General features: G+C 70.3%; 13 protein-coding genes. All 13 read right to left on the reverse strand.

Annotated elements, in window-relative coordinates; translation table 11 throughout:
- Window positions 1–3: 3 nt before the first annotated feature.
- The gene (locus tag ACZ6BG_RS00840) at window positions 4–141 is read right to left on the reverse strand and encodes a hypothetical protein (RefSeq protein ID WP_468994879.1); all 138 of its coding nucleotides are present in this window, start codon (window positions 139–141) and stop codon (window positions 4–6) included.
- A gap of 136 nt (window positions 142–277) precedes the next feature.
- Entirely contained in the window at window positions 278–1921 is a 1644-nt protein-coding gene (gene pgi / locus ACZ6BG_RS00845) for a glucose-6-phosphate isomerase (protein ID WP_468994883.1), read from the reverse strand.
- 132 nt (window positions 1922–2053) lie between these two features.
- Window positions 2054–3310 (reverse strand): MFS transporter, encoded by a 1257-nt coding sequence (locus tag ACZ6BG_RS00850; protein WP_468994886.1) that lies wholly within the window; start codon window positions 3308–3310, stop codon window positions 2054–2056.
- A gap of 222 nt (window positions 3311–3532) precedes the next feature.
- Window positions 3533–3868 (reverse strand): RNA polymerase-binding protein RbpA, encoded by a 336-nt coding sequence (locus ACZ6BG_RS00855; protein WP_003957010.1) that lies wholly within the window; start codon window positions 3866–3868, stop codon window positions 3533–3535.
- Between the two features lie 250 nt (window positions 3869–4118).
- Window positions 4119–4349, reverse strand: coding sequence for a preprotein translocase subunit SecG (secG, locus tag ACZ6BG_RS00860; RefSeq protein WP_030358806.1), 231 nt, complete (start codon window positions 4347–4349; stop codon window positions 4119–4121).
- A gap of 141 nt (window positions 4350–4490) precedes the next feature.
- Entirely contained in the window at window positions 4491–5276 is a 786-nt protein-coding gene (gene tpiA, locus ACZ6BG_RS00865) for a triose-phosphate isomerase (RefSeq protein WP_468448725.1), read from the reverse strand.
- A gap of 8 nt (window positions 5277–5284) precedes the next feature.
- Window positions 5285–6496: a phosphoglycerate kinase gene (locus tag ACZ6BG_RS00870; RefSeq protein WP_468994892.1), complete on the reverse strand. Its 1212-nt coding sequence runs from the start codon at window positions 6494–6496 to the stop codon at window positions 5285–5287.
- 126 nt (window positions 6497–6622) lie between these two features.
- Window positions 6623–7633 (reverse strand): type I glyceraldehyde-3-phosphate dehydrogenase, encoded by a 1011-nt coding sequence (gene gap / locus ACZ6BG_RS00875; RefSeq protein WP_468448729.1) that lies wholly within the window; start codon window positions 7631–7633, stop codon window positions 6623–6625.
- A gap of 188 nt (window positions 7634–7821) precedes the next feature.
- Window positions 7822–10782 (reverse strand): M14 family metallopeptidase, encoded by a 2961-nt coding sequence (locus ACZ6BG_RS00880; protein ID WP_468994896.1) that lies wholly within the window; start codon window positions 10780–10782, stop codon window positions 7822–7824.
- Between the two features lie 237 nt (window positions 10783–11019).
- Entirely contained in the window at window positions 11020–12009 is a 990-nt protein-coding gene (gene whiA / locus ACZ6BG_RS00885; RefSeq protein ID WP_468448733.1) for a DNA-binding protein WhiA, read from the reverse strand.
- Window positions 12000–13016, reverse strand: a complete 1017-nt coding sequence (locus tag ACZ6BG_RS00890) for a gluconeogenesis factor YvcK family protein (RefSeq protein WP_380851383.1) — start codon at window positions 13014–13016, stop codon at window positions 12000–12002. The genes whiA and ACZ6BG_RS00890 overlap by 10 nt, the downstream gene beginning before the upstream one ends.
- Window positions 13013–13948 carry an RNase adapter RapZ gene (gene rapZ / locus ACZ6BG_RS00895; protein ID WP_468994901.1) on the reverse strand — a complete coding sequence of 312 codons (936 nt, stop codon included), beginning with the start codon at window positions 13946–13948 and terminating at the stop codon, window positions 13013–13015. The genes ACZ6BG_RS00890 and rapZ overlap by 4 nt, the downstream gene beginning before the upstream one ends.
- Window positions 13945–16101 (reverse strand): excinuclease ABC subunit UvrC, encoded by a 2157-nt coding sequence (gene uvrC / locus ACZ6BG_RS00900; protein WP_468994906.1) that lies wholly within the window; start codon window positions 16099–16101, stop codon window positions 13945–13947. The genes rapZ and uvrC overlap by 4 nt, the downstream gene beginning before the upstream one ends.
- Window positions 16102–16160 lie beyond the last annotated feature (59 nt).

The raw sequence follows: 16160 nt of genomic DNA on the forward strand, positions 1-16160 counted from the left end.
CTGTCAGAAGCCGTCGCAGGTGGCGGTGGCGAAGGTACCGCTGGCCGTGGCGGTGCGGGTGGTCCCGTCGGCGGTGACCTCGCAGTGCACCGTGCCGCCGGTCGAGTAGGTGACCGTAACGCCCTTGGCATCACCGGTCACCTCGTACTTGACCGTGATCCCCCGCCTGGTCTCCTTGTCGACCTCGTTACGGCACCCACGATCAGCGCCGCACGGCCGGCCGTCCGGGTGAACGCGGGGTCCGCGCCCACCCGGTCGACCCTCGCGGGGCGTGGGATCAACGCCCGCGCAGCTCCCGGTACTTGGCGACCAGGGCCTTGGTCGACGCGTCCAGGCCCGGTACGTCCGCGCCCTCCGTCAGGGCGGGTTCCACGCGCTTGGCGAGGACCTTGCCCAGTTCGACGCCCCACTGGTCGAAGGAGTCGATGTTCCAGACGGCCCCTTGTACGAACACCTTGTGCTCGTACAGGGCGATGAGCTGGCCGAGGACCGACGGGGTCAGCTCGGTCGCGAGGATCGTCGTCGTCGGGTGGTTGCCCTGGAACGTCTTGTGGGGCACGAGTTCGTCCGGCACGCCCTCCGCGCGGACCTCGGCGGGCGTCTTGCCGAAGGCCAGTGCCTGCGTCTGGGCGAAGAAGTTGGCCATCAGCAGGTCGTGCTGGGCGACCAGGCCGGGACGCAGGTCGTCGACCGGCTTGGCGAAGCCGATGAAGTCGGCCGGGATGAGCTTCGTGCCCTGGTGGATGAGCTGGTAGTACGCGTGCTGCCCGTTCGTGCCCGGCGTGCCCCACACCACCGGACCGGTCTGCCACTGCACACGCTCGCCGTCACGGTCCACGGACTTGCCGTTGGACTCCATGTCGAGCTGCTGGAGATACGCCGTGAACTTGGACAGGTAGTGGGAGTACGGCAGGACGGCGTGCGACTGCGCGTCGTGGAAGTTGCCGTACCAGATGCCGAGCAGGCCGAGCAGCAGCGGCACGTTCTCCTCGGCGGGCGCCGTGCGGAAGTGCTCGTCGACGAGCCGGAATCCGTCGAGCATCTCGCGGAAGCGGTCCGGGCCGATGGCGATCATCAGGGCGAGGCCGATCGCCGAGTCGTACGAGTACCGACCGCCGACCCAGTCCCAGAACTCGAACATGTTGGCCGTGTCGATGCCGAAGTCGGCGACCTTCTCGGTGTTCGTCGACAGGGCCACGAAGTGCTTGGCGACGGCGCTCTCGTCGGCCTGGAGCTGGGTGAGCAGCCAGTTCCGCGCGGAGGTCGCGTTCGTGATCGTCTCGATCGTGGTGAACGTCTTGGAGGCGATGACGAACAGCGTCTCGGCGGCGTCCAGGTCCCGGATCGCCTCGTGCAGGTCGGCACCGTCCACGTTCGACACGAAGCGGACGGTCAGGTCGCGGTCGGTGAAGGACCGCAGCGCCTCGTACGCCATGGCGGGGCCGAGGTCGGAGCCGCCGATGCCGACGTTGACGACGTTCTTGATGCGCTTGCCGGTGTGACCGGTCCACTCGCCGGAGCGGATCCGGTCGGCGAAGGCGGACATCTTGTCGAGCACTGCGTGCACGCCCGGCACCACGTTCTCGCCGTCGACCTCGACGACGGCGTCCCGGTCGGCGCGCAGCGCGGTGTGCAGGACCGCGCGGTCCTCGGTGGTGTTGATCTTCTCGCCGCGGAACATGGCGTCGCGCAGCCCGAAGACGTCCGTCGCCACCGCGAGGTCCCGCAGCAGCGTCAGGGTCTCGTCGGTCACCAGGTGCTTGGAGTAGTCGATGTGCAGGTCGCCCACCCGGAGGGTGTAGCCGGTGCCGCGCGCCGGGTCAGCGTCGAACAGCTCCCGCAGCCGCACCTCCCCCAGCTGCTCCTTGTGCTTGGCCAGCGCCGTCCATTCAGGCGTCTGATTCAGCTTGGTGCGTCCCACCCGTTGCCCGCCACCGCCCTTGCTTTGAGCGCTTCGCGCGTCCCTCTCAGTTGCGTTCATCTCGGACTTCAGCCTTCTCTCGTACACCTGAGTACCGTTGCGTTCGCCCCGCTGCCCTCCCAACCTAATTGATCAGCGAGCGGTTTGAGTTGTCTGTCCGCTGTCGGCCGACTTAAGCGCGGGTGTGAGCGCGGTGACCGAGAGCGCGAACAGGGCGGCGGCGAGCAGCATCGGGGTGTTGGGGCCCCACAGGGCGGCCACGGCCCCGCCGAGGACCGCCCCGAGCGGCGCCCCGGCGACAGCGAGGGTCCGGAACGCCGAGCTGACGCGCCCCAGCGCGGCAGCGGGCGGGCGCTGCTGCATGAGCGTGTGGGTGCTGACGTTCCACACCATCCCCATGGCCCCGAAGATCGCCATGCTCACGACCAGCGCCACGAGGTCACGGATCGTGCCCATCGCCACCAGCGCGACGATCTGGGCCGTTCCGGCGGCGAGCACGCTGCGGACGCGGCCGAGCGTGCGCGCGAGCCGCCCGGCGAGCGCCCCGCCCACGAGGCTCCCGGCCGCGTACGCCGTTATCGCCGCCGCGTACCCCCCGCTGCCCGCGTCCAGCCAGCCGGTGACGAGGACGACCAAGGTGGCGAGGAGCGCGCCTATGCCGACGTTGCCCAGCGCGGTCGCCGCGCACAGGCGCCGCAGCACCCGGTCCCGCCACAGCGCGCGCAGTCCGTGCGCGATGTCGGACCGCAGGGTGGCCCCGGCGGGTCTGGGCGGGTGCTCGGGCGCGGGCACCCGCAGGGAGGCCACGAGGACGGCCGCCACCAGGTAGGTCGCCGCGTCCACCGCGTACGGAACGCCCGTGCCCGCGGCTATCAGGAAGGGCACCACGGGCGCGGCGAGGAGGCCGCCCGCGAACTGCTGGCCGGTGAGGAGCCGCGCGTTCGCGCTGCCCAGCGTCGCGTGGTCCACGAGGGCGGGCAGCAGGGCCGTGGCGGCGTTGTCGAACAGCGTCTGGAGCGTCGTGAGCACCACGGCGAGCGCGATGAGCAGGCCGATCGAGGCATGGCCGAGCGCCACGGCGAGGGCGAAGGCCGCGACGAGCAGGCCGCGCGCCACATCCACCGTCCACATGGCGCGCCGCTGGTCCACGCGGTCGGCGACGGCCCCGCCGACCAGGCCGAACACCAGCCACGGCAGATAGCCGCAGGCGGTCACCGACGCTATGAGCAGCGGGTCGTCGGTGAGCGACTCGGCGAGCAGCGGCAGCGCGGCCTTGCGCAGCGAGTCCCCGAAGCTGGAGAGCACGGCGGCGCCCCACAGCCGCCCGAACCCACCGCGCCAGGCGACACTTCGCTCGCCCGTCCCGCTCACTTGGACCGCAGCCGTCACAACTCCCCCTCCCCACCCCGTGGTTCCCCCGCGGCACGGTGGATTCCCGAGGTCTCCCAGGGTTCACCGAGCCACGATCAAACCGTAGACGCCACCACTGACATCGGGTCGGGCGCGCCACTGACCAGCAGCTTCGCCTCAGGAGGCCGGCCAGCGACTTCGGCGCAGGAGGGCAGACAGCTCCGGCCGGGCACCCGTGGGTGTCCGGCCGGTTCTCAAGTCCTAGATCTCGCCCCGCAGTTTGGCGAGCGCTTCCGCGAGGATGGCCTCGCCGTCCGCGTCGCTGCGCCGCTCGCGGACGTACGCGAGGTGTGTTTTGTACGGCTCGGTGCGCGGCGGGTCCGGGGGGTTGTCCCGGTCCTGGCCCGCCGGAAAGCCGCAGCGGGGGCAGTCCCAGGTGTCGGGGACCTGCGCGTCGCTGGCGAAGCTCGGCTGCGTCTCGTGCCCGTTGGAGCACCAGAAGGAGATGCGCAGCCGCGGCGCGGACTCGCCGCGCTCGGCCTCGCCCATCGGCCCCGCCCCGACCCGGCTTCCCCGGATCGCGTTGCCACTTGCCACGGTCGTAACTCCCTGCGTGATGGTGCTGCCTGTGTCGAACGGCGGCTGCGCCGCGGGGTCGACTGCCGGCTCCGCTGCGGGTGCCTCAGTCTACGTAAGGCCCAACGCGCGTCCAGTGTTGGGAGTTACACCCCACCCCGACACGCAAGCCCCATGATAAGCCGCGCACGGGGGCGCGTACTGAACATGGGGCTATGAGCGGGACAGCGAACAGGACCGCGCCGAAAGGGCGGGCGGCACCCGGCTGCTGTCAGTTGTTGACCTTCATCAGGATGCCGAGCACGACAATGCTCGCGAACCACAGCAGACCGACCACGACCGTGATGCGGTCGAGGTTGCGCTCGGCGACCGAGGAGCCGCCGACGGACGACTGCATTCCGCCACCGAACATGTCGGAAAGGCCGCCGCCCTTGCCCTTGTGCATCAGCACCAGCAGCATCAGCAGCAGGCTGAAGACGATCAGGGCGATCGAGAACCCCATAACCACGGCTGGACCAACTTCCTCGGATCTGAATCGACGACGGGGCCCGAAGCTCTTCGGTGAGCACAGTGGCTCAGAGAACAAGCCTCGGACCCCGCAAGGGTACGACGTATCGCCGCTAGCGCATACTCACTGGTCTCGTCACTGGTCGCCGAAGCGAACGATCTTGACGAACTCGTCCGCGTCGAGCGCCGCGCCGCCCACCAGGGCACCGTCGACATCGGGCTGCGCCATGATGTCGGCGACGTTCTTCGCCTTCACGGAGCCGCCGTACTGGATGCGGACCTTGTCGGCGAGCTCCTGCGAGTACAGCTCGGCGAGGCGGCCGCGGATCGCGCCGCACACCTCCTGGGCGTCCTCGGGGGTGGCGACCTCGCCGGTGCCGATGGCCCACACCGGCTCGTAGGCGATCACGATGGACTCGGCCTGCTCGGCCGGGACGTCCTTGAGGCCGCCGTCGAGCTGGTTCAGCGTGTACTGGACCTGCTGTCCCGCCTTGCGGATGTCCAGGCCCTCGCCGATGCACAGGATCGGCGTGATGCCGTGCTTGAAGGCGGCCTTGACCTTGGCGTTGCAGAGGTCGTCGGTCTCGTTGTGGTACTGACGGCGCTCGGAGTGGCCCACGGCCACGTACGTGCACTTCAGCTTGGCGAGCATCGGGCCGGAGATCTCGCCGGTGTAGGCGCCGGAGTCGTGCGCCGAGATGTCCTGGGCGCCGTACTTGATCTTGAGCTTGTCACCGTCGACGAGCGTCTGCACGGAGCGCAGATCGGTGAAGGGCGGCAGGACGGCGACCTCGACGGCCTCGTAGTCCTTGTCGGCCAGCGCGAACGCGAGCTTCTGGGTGTGCGCGATGGCCTCGAGGTGGTTGAGGTTCATCTTCCAGTTGCCCGCCATGATCGGCGTGCGGGTGGTCTGATTCGTCATGAGGGGTGTCAGTTCTCCAGTGCGGCGAGACCGGGGAGCGTCTTGCCCTCGAGGTATTCGAGGGAGGCGCCGCCGCCGGTCGAGATGTGACCGAATGCGTTCTCGTCGAAGCCCAGGATGCGCACGGCCGCGGCGGAGTCGCCGCCGCCGACGACCGTGAAGGCCGACGAGTCGAGAAGGGCCTGGGCGACCGCCTTGGTGCCCTCGGCGTAGTCGGGGTGCTCGAAGACGCCCATGGGGCCGTTCCAGAAGACGGTGGCGGCGTCGGCGAGCTTCGCGGCGTACAGCTTGCGGGTCTCGGGGCCGATGTCGAGGCCCTCCTGGTCGGCCGGGATGGCGTTCGCGGCGACCGTGGTGGGGTGGGCCGGAGCCTTGGTCTTCAGGTCCGGGAAGTCCGTCGAGACCAGGACGTCGACGGGGAGCACGAACTCGACGCCCTTCTCCTCGGCGCGCTTGAGGTAGCCGAGCACCGCCGGGATCTGGTCCTCCTGCAGGAGGGAGATGCCGACCTCGTGGCCCTGCGCCTTGAGGAAGGTGTACGCCATGCCGCCGCCGATGAGGATGCGGTCGGCCTTCTCCAGGAGGTGGTCGATCACACCGAGCTTGTCGGAGACCTTGGCGCCGCCGAGGACGACGGCGTAGGGCCGCTTGACGTCGTCGGTGAGCTTCTTCAGGACGCCGACCTCGGTGGCGATGAGGTAACCGGCGTAGTGCGGCAGCCGGCCCGGCAGGTCGAACACGGAGGCGTGCTTGCGGTGCACGGCGCCGAAACCGTCGCCTACGTAGACATCGGCCAGGGCCGCGAGCTGGTCGGCGAAGGCGCCGCGCTCGGCGTCGTCCTTGGAGGTCTCGCCGGCGTTGAAGCGCAGGTTCTCGATGACAGCGACCTGGCCGTCGGCGAGGTCGGCGACGGTGGCCTTGGCCGAGTCGCCGACGGTGTCGGTGGCGAACCGGACGTCGGCGCCCAGGAGTTCACCGATCCGCGCGGCGGCCGGGGCCAGCGAGAACGCCGGGTCCGGGGTGCCCTTGGGGCGGCCCAGGTGCGAGGCGACGACCACGCGGGCACCGGCCTCGACGAGCGCCTTCACGGTGGGCAGGACCGCGCGGATGCGGCCGTCGTCGGTGATGGTCGTGCCGTCGAGCGGCACGTTGAGGTCGGCGCGGACGAAGACCCGCTTGCCTGCGACACCGTCGGCGAGAAGTTCGTCGATCGTCTTCATGTAATAGGACTCCGTGACTGGGACTTCTTGAGGGGTGCTCACGCGCAAAGGGTCCGAACGGCGCGGCGCTGCGCTGTCCGGACCCTGTGCTCACATCGAGATGCCTGGCTCTGAGACGTGGACCGCTTAGAGCTGGCCGCCGACGAAGACCGTGAGGTCGACGAGGCGGTTGGAGTAGCCCCACTCGTTGTCGTACCAGCCGAGGATCTTCACCGACTTGCCCTCCTGGACCATGGTCAGGGAGGAGTCGAAGGTGCAGGAGGCCGGGTCGCTGACGATGTCGGACGACACGATCGGGTCCTCGGTGTAGTAGAGGATGCCCTTGAGGTCGCCGTCGTCGGCGGCCTTCTTGAACGCGGCGTTGACCTCGTCCTTGGTGACCTCGCGCTGCAGCTCGACGACCAGGTCGGTGGCGGAGCCCGTCGGGACCGGCACGCGCATGGCGATGCCGTCGAGCTTGCCCTTGAGCTGCGGCAGGACCAGGGCGGTGGCCTTCGCGGCACCGGTCGTGGTCGGGATGATGTTCTCGGCGGCGGCGCGGGCGCGGCGCAGGTCCGAGTGCGGGAAGTCCAGGATGCGCTGGTCGTTGGTGTACGCGTGCACCGTCGTCATCAGGCCCTTGACGATGCCGAAGTTCTCGTCGAGAACCTTGGCCATCGGCGCCACACAGTTGGTGGTGCAGGAGGCGTTGGAGATGACGTGGTGGTTCGCCGGGTCGTACTTGTCCTGGTTGACGCCCATCACGATGGTGATGTCCTCGTCCTTGGCCGGAGCCGAGATGAGGACCTTCTTCGCGCCACCGGCGATGTGCTTCTCGGCGTCCGCCTTCTTGGTGAAGATGCCGGTGGACTCGATCACGATGTCGACGCCGAGCTGGCCCCACGGGATGTCGGCGGGGTTGCGCTCGGACAGCACCTTGATGGTGTGGCCGTCGACGGTGATGGTGTCCTCGGTGTGCGACACCTCGGCCTTGAGGCGGCCCAGGATGGTGTCGTACTTGAGCAGGTGAGCCGTCGTGGCGGTGTCACCCAGGTCGTTGACAGCCACGATCTCGATGTCCGCACCCTGCTCGAGGAGCGCGCGGAAGTAGTTGCGCCCGATGCGGCCAAAGCCGTTGATGCCTACGCGGATCGTCACGAACCGATCTCCTCGTTGGTACGCCGGTCTGAGACGCCGGCGAGTTGTATGGGATGTCCCCGACCGCCTCCGACCCTACCTCTCCGGCGGCTCCGGGGTGACATCGACAGGAGCCCTGCGCGGCCCGGTGGCCCGTACCCCCCAGTAGGGACACGGGCCGCCGGGACCTTGGTCCTGACTACGCAGCGTCAGCGGCGCAGGTGGTCCAGTGCCTTGCCCAGCAACCTGGCCCGGTCGGCCGCCGCGGGGAGGTGTTCGAGGCCGAAGCCGAGCAACACACTGTCACGTGTTGTGACCGCGGCGTGGGACTTGTAGAGCTCGCCGGTGCGCGCCCAGTCGCCCGTGATATTGGGGCTTCCGGCCGGGGCCGGGGCGACGGCCCAGGAGCCGAGCGAGGACTCGAATCCCTCGGTCTCGGTGGCGCTGCCGCCGACGACGAGACGCGCGTTGTCGGCGAACAGACCGCGGCCGCCGCTGCCGGGGTCGGTGACGGCGCTGAGCGACACCTCCACCTTCTTGCCCGCGTAGGCGCTGAGGTCGAAGGCGACCTGCTTCCAGCCGCCGGAGGAGCCGGTGAAGCTGTTCCAGGAGCCGCTGCTGCCGCTCGCCGCGCAGCCCGCCGCGCCCTGCGTCAGGTAGTGCTTCAGGAAGGGGTGGCCGTTGATGAAGAACCCGGCCGCGCACTGGGCGGGCACGGTGGCCGAGGAGGCTCCGTTGGTGTCGGGCAGCGTGGTCCAGTCGTCGGCGCCCGTGGTGTGCGCTTCGAGCAGGCCGTGGTCGAAGCCGGGCTCCAGGTTCCAGTTGAGGGCGAGCCGCAGCTCCGGCTTGTCGGCGGCCGCGACGCCGGTCAGGTCGAAGGTGCGGGTGAGCCGCTTGTAGTCCCGGTCGGCGTGGGTCGCCGAGGCCATGCCCTGGCCCTCGAAGGGCGCGTAGGGGTTGCTGAGGCCGGGGTAGGAGCCTCCCGCCGCGCTCTTGAACTGCGGGAACTCCTTGGCGGGCAGGGTGTCGGAGGTGACGGTGAAGCGGCCCGCCTTGTCGAGCGGGTTGGTGTCGGCCGCGCCGAGCGCGCCGTCCGCGCCGGCGAGTGCGCCGGTGCCGCTGAAGCTCTTGGCGTCGGGCGCCAAGAGGCGTTCGTAGGCGCCCAGGTAGTACTGCGCGAAGTCGTCGGTGAGGGCCTCGCCGAGGTCGACGTCGCTGCCGGTCCGCTCGCCGGACTCGATCAGCTTGCCGCCCTCGTTGAGGTAGGCGCGCAGGGCGAGCTGGGTGGGTGCGCCGGGCACGGGGTCACCGGTGTGGTGGACGACGGCGGAGAAGTGCGAGAGGACGCCGAGCGGGTGCGGGGCGCCCTGCTTGGCGACGTCCCACACGGCGGCCGAGCGGCCGCCTGCCTTCAGGGCGTCGACGTACTTCTGGGTCTGGGTGGCGGGGGCGCCTTCCTCGGCGACGACGAGGGTGCTCGCCTTGGGTCGTTCGGCGACGGTGTACGTGAAGTGCTCGCTCTGCGTGCGGCCCTTCTTCGTACGGCCGGTGAACCACACCTCGACCTTGTCACCCGCGCGGGCGCCCTCGACGTCGGCGCGGTACTGGTCGAAGTGCAGGTTGTCCTCGCCGCCGTAGGTCTCGCCGCCCTTCCAGGCCTTGAGCTTCTCGTCCTGGGTACGGCCGCCGTTGATCCGGTAGTTGAGTTCCTTGTCGCGCACGGACTTGCGGGCGGTGACGGCGACTTCCTGGTCCGCTCCGCGCGCGTACGACGTGCTGAAGGTGTCGGGCGTGAAGTCGGGGGCCTCGATGCCGGTGACGGACACCGGCTGGTCGGGGTGGAGCGCGGTCTCGGCGACGGCGAGCGCGAACGGGACGTTCTTCGCGAACTCCTGCTGGATCAGCTTCTCGTCGTCGGGGAAGGTGAAGATGGACGCGCAGTCCTGGGGCCGCCAGGCGTCATTGGGGTCCACGTTCGACGCGGTCTGGCAGGTGGACATCTCCGGCGTGAACATGGGGATGCCGTTGACGTTGCCCGCGTGTCCGTCGGCCTCGCCGTTGGTGGTGTACAGCTCGGAGGACACCTGCGGGTGGTAGCCGGGGACGGCGGGCTTCTCGGGGGTGCCGGCGAGCGCCTTGTAGAGCACGTCGTCCGGGGTGGGGGTGGCGACCTGCCAGCCCACTCCGTAGAGGATCAGTTCGGCGGCGGAGTGGTAGTTGATGCCGTACGCGAAGCCGATGCGCTTCTGGAAGCGGTCGATCACCTTGGTCTCGGGCTCGGACATCGGTCCGGTGCCGCGGTAGGTCTCCGAGGACGCCTCGGGCGAGGAACCCTCGTTGTCGTAGCCCCACTTGTAGGCGAAGTTGCGGTTGAGGTCGACGCCGTCGCCCGGGGCGATCTTGCCGTCGCCGTCGACATCGCGGAGGTTCTTGCGCCACTGGCGGTCGCCGCCGGCGGCGTGCGTGAAGTCGTAGCCGTCGGGGTTGGCGGAGAGCACGAACCACAGCTCGGTGGAGTTCACGAGCTTGGTGATCCGCTTGTCCTTGCCGTAGTTGTCGAGGTAGTGGTGCATCAGGCGGCGGGTCATCTCGGGGGTGATCCACTCGCGCGCGTGCTGGTTGGACATGTACAGCGTGGCGGGCTTGGAGCCGTCCTTGGACTTCTTGGCGTTCTTGGAGAGCTTGAGCGCGAGGATGTCCTTGCCCTGGACCGTCTTGCCGATGGAGACGACCTTGGTGAGGCCGGGGTGGGCCTGCCCGGTCTTGACGATCTCCTCCTGGAGCCCGCCCTTTCCGCTGTACGGCCTGAAGACGCCGTCCCCCGCGGCCTTCAGCTTCTTCGCGGTCGCCGCGGACACGCGGTGCTCGGTGAGGTCGATGCCCTTGCGCTCGATCGCCTCGGCCTGGCCCTCGGTCAGGTACAGCTCGACGCGGCCGGTGCCGCGCTCGGGTGCCTGTCCGGCGAGTTCATGGGCGTCCTGCCCCGCCTCGACCAGGATCGGTATCTGCTTCTTGGTGACGTCGGCCTGGTAGACCTTGACGGCCGCCGGGTCGTCGTCGGCCGGAGACTTGGCCGGTCCGCTCGCCTGGGCGTGCGGTGCGGCGACGAGTCCGCCGACGAGCAGTGCGCTCGCGGCGAGGATCGATCTCGCGCTCGCTCTTCGTCTCATGAGCCCCCCTTGCAGTTGTCCGGCACGTTTGTGCGCGAACGCCAGGCTCGTCACGCTTCATGATCATGTCAATACGGCGGGTGAGCGGTCCTGGGCGGCCTGCCGGGCTTCCCAAGGGCGGCGGGGGCGGGCCCGGGCTCCCCGGGGGCGTGGCGCACGGGCGTACGAAGAAGCCGCCGGGGCCTTTGCGGGCACCGGCGGCTTCCGGGGTGTGCGGCGGTGTCAGACCACCACGCCTCAGCCGACCATGTTGTCGGCGAGCTCCTCGCTCAGGTTGGACTCCGTGCCGGGGATGCCGAGGTCCTGCGCCCGCTTGTCGGCCATGGCGAGCAGGCGGCGGATGCGGCCCGCGACGGCGTCCTTGGTCAGCGGCGGATCGGCGAGCGCGCCCAGCTCCTCCAGGGAGGCCTGCTTGTGCTCCATGCGCAGCCGGCCCGCGGCCGCGAGGTGCTCGGGCACCTCCTCGCCGAGGATCTCCAGGGCGCGCTGCACCCGGGCGCCCGCGGCGACGGCGGCACGGGCCGAGCGGCGCAGGTTGGCGTCGTCGAAGTTGGCCAGGCGGTTGGCGGTGGCGCGGACCTCGCGCCGCATCCGCCGCTCCTCCCAGGCGAGCACCGACTCATGGGCGCCGAGCCGGGTCAGCAGGGCGCCGATGGCATCCCCGTCCCGGACGACGACGCGGTCCACACCGCGCACCTCCCGGGCCTTCGCGGCGATCTGCAGCCGCCGGGCCGCGCCGACCAGCGCGAGCGCCGCCTCCGGGCCCGGGCAGGTCACCTCCAGGGAGGAGGAGCGGCCGGGCTCGGTCAGCGAGCCGTGCGCGAGGAAGGCGCCGCGCCAGGCCGCCTCGGCGTCGCAGGTGGCCCCCGAGACCACCTGCGGGGGCAGGCCGCGGATGGGCCGCCCGCGGCCGTCCACCAGGCCGGTCTGGCGGGCCAGCTGATCGCCGCCCGCGACCACCCGAACGACGTAGCGCGAGCCGCGGCGCAGGCCGCCGGGGGCCATCACGATCAGCTCCGAGCTGTGCCCGAAGATCTCCAGGATGTCCCGCTTGAGGCGGCGCGCCGCCATCGCGGTGTCCAGCTCCGCCTCGATCACGATGCGGCCGCTCACCAGGTGCAGACCGCCCGCGAACCGCAGGATCGACGAGACCTCTGCTTTTCTGCAGCAGGTCCGGGTGACGGGGAGCCGGGAGATCTCGTCCTTCACCGCTGCCGTCATCGCCATGGGCCGATCCTTCCATGCATCCGAAAAATACGGTCGTACGCGGCGGCCAGCAGCTCCGGGTCGTGCTTGGGGCTGCCGTCCTGGCGGGCCACCGGCGCCAGCTCCACCGTGGCGCCGAACCGCTTGGCGGCATCGGTCAGGGATCCACGGTCGGGCACGGCGGCCTCGTCGGCCAGCACCACGTCCAGGGCGAGTTTAGGGGCGTGTCGGGCCAAAACCTCCAAATGACGCTGCGGAGAGAACCCTTCGGTTTCTCCGGGTTGCGGCGCGAGGTTGAGCGAAAGGACCCGGCGGGCCTTGGTCTCGGTGAGCGCGTCGAGCAGCTCGGGCACCAGCAGGTGCGGGATCACCGAGGAGAACCAGGATCCGGGGCCGAGAACCACCCAGTCGGCGTCGAGGACGGCGGCGACGGCCTCCGGCACGGCCGGCGGGTCCTGCGGGACGACGTGCACGGACTGCACCTCGCCCGGGGTGAGCGCGACGGTGGCCTGGCCGCGGACGGTGTCCACGTCGTCGGGGCGGTCCGGGTCGTGGCCCTTGACCAGGGCCTGGAGCTCCAGCGGCACGGCGGACATGGGCAGCACGCGGCCGTGCGCGCCGAGCAGCCTGCCGACCAGGTCCAGGGCCTGGACGTGGTCGCCGAGCTGTTCCCACAGGGCGACGATCAGCAGATTCCCCACCGCGTGCTCGTGCAGGTCGCCGCGGGACTGGAAGCGGTGCTGGATCACACGGGACCAGGTCTGGCCCCAGTCGTCGTCGCCGCACAGCGCGGCGAGCGCCTTGCGCAGGTCGCCGGGCGGCAGCACGCCCAGCTCGGCGCGCAGGCGTCCGCTGGAGCCGCCGTCGTCGGCGACCGTCACCACGGCGGTGAGGTCGCCGGTGATGCGGCGCAGCGCGGCGAGCGACGCGGACAGGCCCATGCCGCCGCCGAGGGCGACGACCTTGGGCTGGGTGCCCCGCTTGCGGCCCAGGCGGTTCAGGCGGAGCACCCGGCGGTTGGGCTTCATTCGCGCCCCATGTCCCGGTGGACGAGGACGGTCTCGATCCCGGCGGCGGTGAGGCGGGCGGCCAGCTTCTCGGAGGTGGCGACGGAGCGGTGCTTGCCGCCGGTGCAGCCGACGGCGATGGTCACGTACCGCTTGCCCTCGCGGCGGTAGCCCGCGGCGATCAGCTGGAGCAGTTCGGTGTAGCGGTCGAGGAACTCCTTGGCGCCGGGCTGGTTGAAGACGTACGCCGACACCTCCTCGTTGAGCCCGGTGTAGGGACGCAGTTCCGGGACCCAGTGCGGGTTGGGCAGGAAGCGCATGTCGACGACGAGGTCGGCGTCGACCGGCAGGCCGTACTTGAACCCGAAGGACATCACCGTGGCCCGCAGCTCGGGCTCCTCGTCGCCCGCGAACTGGGCGTCCATCTTGGCGCGCAGCTCGTGCACGTTCAGGCTGGAGGTGTCGATGACCAGGTCGGCGTCGCCGCGCAGCTCGCGCAGGAGCTCGCGCTCGGCCGCGATGCCGTCGACGATGCGGCCTTCGCCCTGCAGCGGGTGCGGGCGGCGCACCGACTCGAAGCGGCGCACCAGGGCGTCGTCGGAGGACTCCAGGAAGACGATGCGCCGGGTGACGTGCTTGGACTCCAGGTCCGCGAGGGACTGGCGCAGGTTGTCGAAGAAGCGGCGGCCGCGGACGTCGACGACGACCGCGATGCGCGCGACGTTGCCCTGGGAGCGGGCGCCCAGCTCCACCATGGTGGGGATCAGCGCGGGCGGCAGGTTGTCGACGACGAACCAGCCGAGGTCCTCCAGGCACTTCGCGGCCGTGGAGCGTCCCGCGCCGGACATCCCGGAAATGATCACCAGCTCGGGGATGGCCGCCTCCGCGGCTTCGCCCGGTTCGATGGTCGTGCCCGTACTCACTTGTTCTCCGCCTTCGTCGTGCTCGCTCATGTCTCCATCCCCCGTCGTGTCCGTGCGGCGCCCACGCGCGTGGGCGCCTCGCTGTCGCTCGGGGCCCCGGTCGTGTCGGGCCCGTCGCCGTGCGAGTCTCCCGCGTGCGCAGGCTGCTCGCCGTGGCCGGAGTCACCCGCCGTCGCGGGTTCCTCCTCCTCCATGATCTCTCCAGTCGCGGTGTTCACCGCGGGCGCCGCCGGGGCGGCCCGGGCGAAGGCCGCAAGGACGGCCTCCGCGGTCTTGCGGCCTATGCCCGGGACCTCGCAGATCTGGTCGATGGTCGCGGACCGGAGCTTCTTCACCGAACCGAAGTGCTTGATCAATGTCTGCTTGCGAGCCTCGCCCAGGCCGGGCACGGCGTCCAGCGGGCTCGCCTTGAAACGCTTGGTCCGCTTCGACCGCTGGTAGGTGATCGCGAACCGGTGCGCCTCGTCGCGCACGCGCTGGAGCAGATAGAGCCCCTCGCTGGTGCGCGGCAGGATCACCGGGTCGTCCTCGCCGGGCACCCAGACCTCTTCGAGGCGCTTGGCGAGGCCGCAGACGGCGATGTCATCGATGCCGAGGTCGTCCAGGGCCCGCTGGGCGGCGGCGACCTGCGGCTGGCCGCCGTCGACGACGACGAGCTGCGGCGGGTACGCGAACTTCTTGGGCCGCCCGTCCTCCTCGGTGAGGCTCTCCTGCGCCTCGTCCGGGGACCTTCCCCAAGCTCTCGGCTCCGCTCGAGCAGGGGAGACCCCGTTCCCGGTCTTCGCCATCTCATTCAGATACCGCCGGAAGCGCCGGGTGAGCACTTCGTGCATGGAGCGGACGTCGTCCTGGCCCTCGAAGCCCTTGATCTGGAAGCGGCGGTACTCGCTCTTGCGGGCGAGGCCGTCCTCGAAGACGACCATGGAGGCGACGACGTCGTCGCCCTGGAGGTGCGAGATGTCGTAGCACTCGATGCGCAGGGGCGCGCTGTCCAGCTCCAGGGCGGTGGCGATCTCCTCCAGGGCGCGGGAGCGGGTCGTGAGGTCGGAGGCGCGCTTGGTCTTGTGCAGCATGAGGGACTGCTGGGCGTTGCGGGCGACGGTCTCCATGAGGGCCTTCTTGTCGCCGCGCTGCGGGATGCGCAGCGACACGTTCGACCCGCGGCGCTCGGCGAGCCAGTCCTGGACCGGCTCGACGGGGTCGGGCAGGGCGGGGACGAGCACCTCCTTGGGGACGGCGTCGCCCGTCTCCTCTCCGTAGAGCTGCTGGAGGGCGTGTTCCACGAGGTCGGCCGTGGTGACCGCCTCGACCTTGTCGGTGACCCAGCCGCGCTGGCCGCGCACGCGTCCGCCGCGCACGTGGAAGATCTGGACGGCGGCCTCCAGCTCGTCCTCGGCGACGGCGATCAGGTCGGCGTCGGTGGCGTCGGCGAGGACGACGGCACTCTTCTCCATCGCCTTCCTGAGGGCGTCTATGTCGTCGCGCAGCCGGGCCGCGCGCTCGTATTCCATGTCCTCGGCGGCGTCCGTCATCTGCCGCTCCAGGCGCCGGATGTACGTCCCCGTACGGCCGGTCATGAACTCGCAGAAGTCCTCGGCCAGTTCACGGTGCTCCTCGGCGGAGACACGGTCCACGCAGGGCGCCGAGCACTTGCCGATGTAGCCGAGCAGGCAGGGGCGGCCGGTGCGGGCGGCGTTCTTGAAGACCCCGGCGGAGCAGGTGCGGACGGGGAACACGCGCAGGAGCAGGTCCACGGTGTCGCGGATCGCCCACGCGTGGCCGTACGGACCGAAGTAGCGCACGCCCTTCTTCTTCTGACCGCGCATCACCTGCACGCGCGGGAACTGCTCGTTCATCGTCACCGCGAGGTACGGGTAGCTCTTGTCGTCGCGGTACTTGACGTTGAAGCGCGGGTCGAACTCCTTGATCCAGGTGTACTCCAGCTGGAGCGCCGCGGTCTCCGTGGCGACGACGGTCCACTCCACGGACGCCGCCGTCGTCACCATCGTGGCCGTGCGCGGGTGCAGGTTCGCCAGGTCCTGGAAGTAGCTCGCCAGGCGCTGGCGCAGGCTCTTGGCCTTCCCGACGTAGATCACCCGGCGGTGCTCGTCGCGGAATTTGTAGACCCCCGGCGAGTCGGGGATCTGTCCCGGCTTGGGGCGGTAGCTGGAAGGGTCGGCCATGTCGGACAGCCTACTGGCGGGGGGTGACAGTCAGTGTCTGCGGCCGGGTGGCACGGGCA

The organism is Streptomyces sp. NPDC041205 (genome assembly GCF_055591765.1).

Excerpts from the sequence above, each read along its gene's own strand:
- whiA (WP_468448733.1), bottom strand. The coding sequence starts at position 12,009 with ATGGCGATGACGGCAGCGGTGAAGGACGAGATCTCCCGGCTCCCCGTC.
- ACZ6BG_RS00870 (WP_468994892.1), bottom strand. The coding sequence starts at position 6,496 with ATGAAGACGATCGACGAACTTCTCGCCGACGGTGTCGCAGGCAAGCGG.
- secG (WP_030358806.1), bottom strand. The coding sequence starts at position 4,349 with ATGGGGTTCTCGATCGCCCTGATCGTCTTCAGCCTGCTGCTGATGCTG.
- rapZ (WP_468994901.1), bottom strand. The coding sequence starts at position 13,948 with ATGAGCGAGCACGACGAAGGCGGAGAACAAGTGAGTACGGGCACGACC.
- ACZ6BG_RS00880 (WP_468994896.1), bottom strand. The coding sequence starts at position 10,782 with ATGAGACGAAGAGCGAGCGCGAGATCGATCCTCGCCGCGAGCGCACTG.
- tpiA (WP_468448725.1), bottom strand. The coding sequence starts at position 5,276 with ATGACGAATCAGACCACCCGCACGCCGATCATGGCGGGCAACTGGAAG.
- uvrC (WP_468994906.1), bottom strand. The coding sequence starts at position 16,101 with ATGGCCGACCCTTCCAGCTACCGCCCCAAGCCGGGACAGATCCCCGAC.
- ACZ6BG_RS00890 (WP_380851383.1), bottom strand. The coding sequence starts at position 13,016 with ATGAAGCCCAACCGCCGGGTGCTCCGCCTGAACCGCCTGGGCCGCAAG.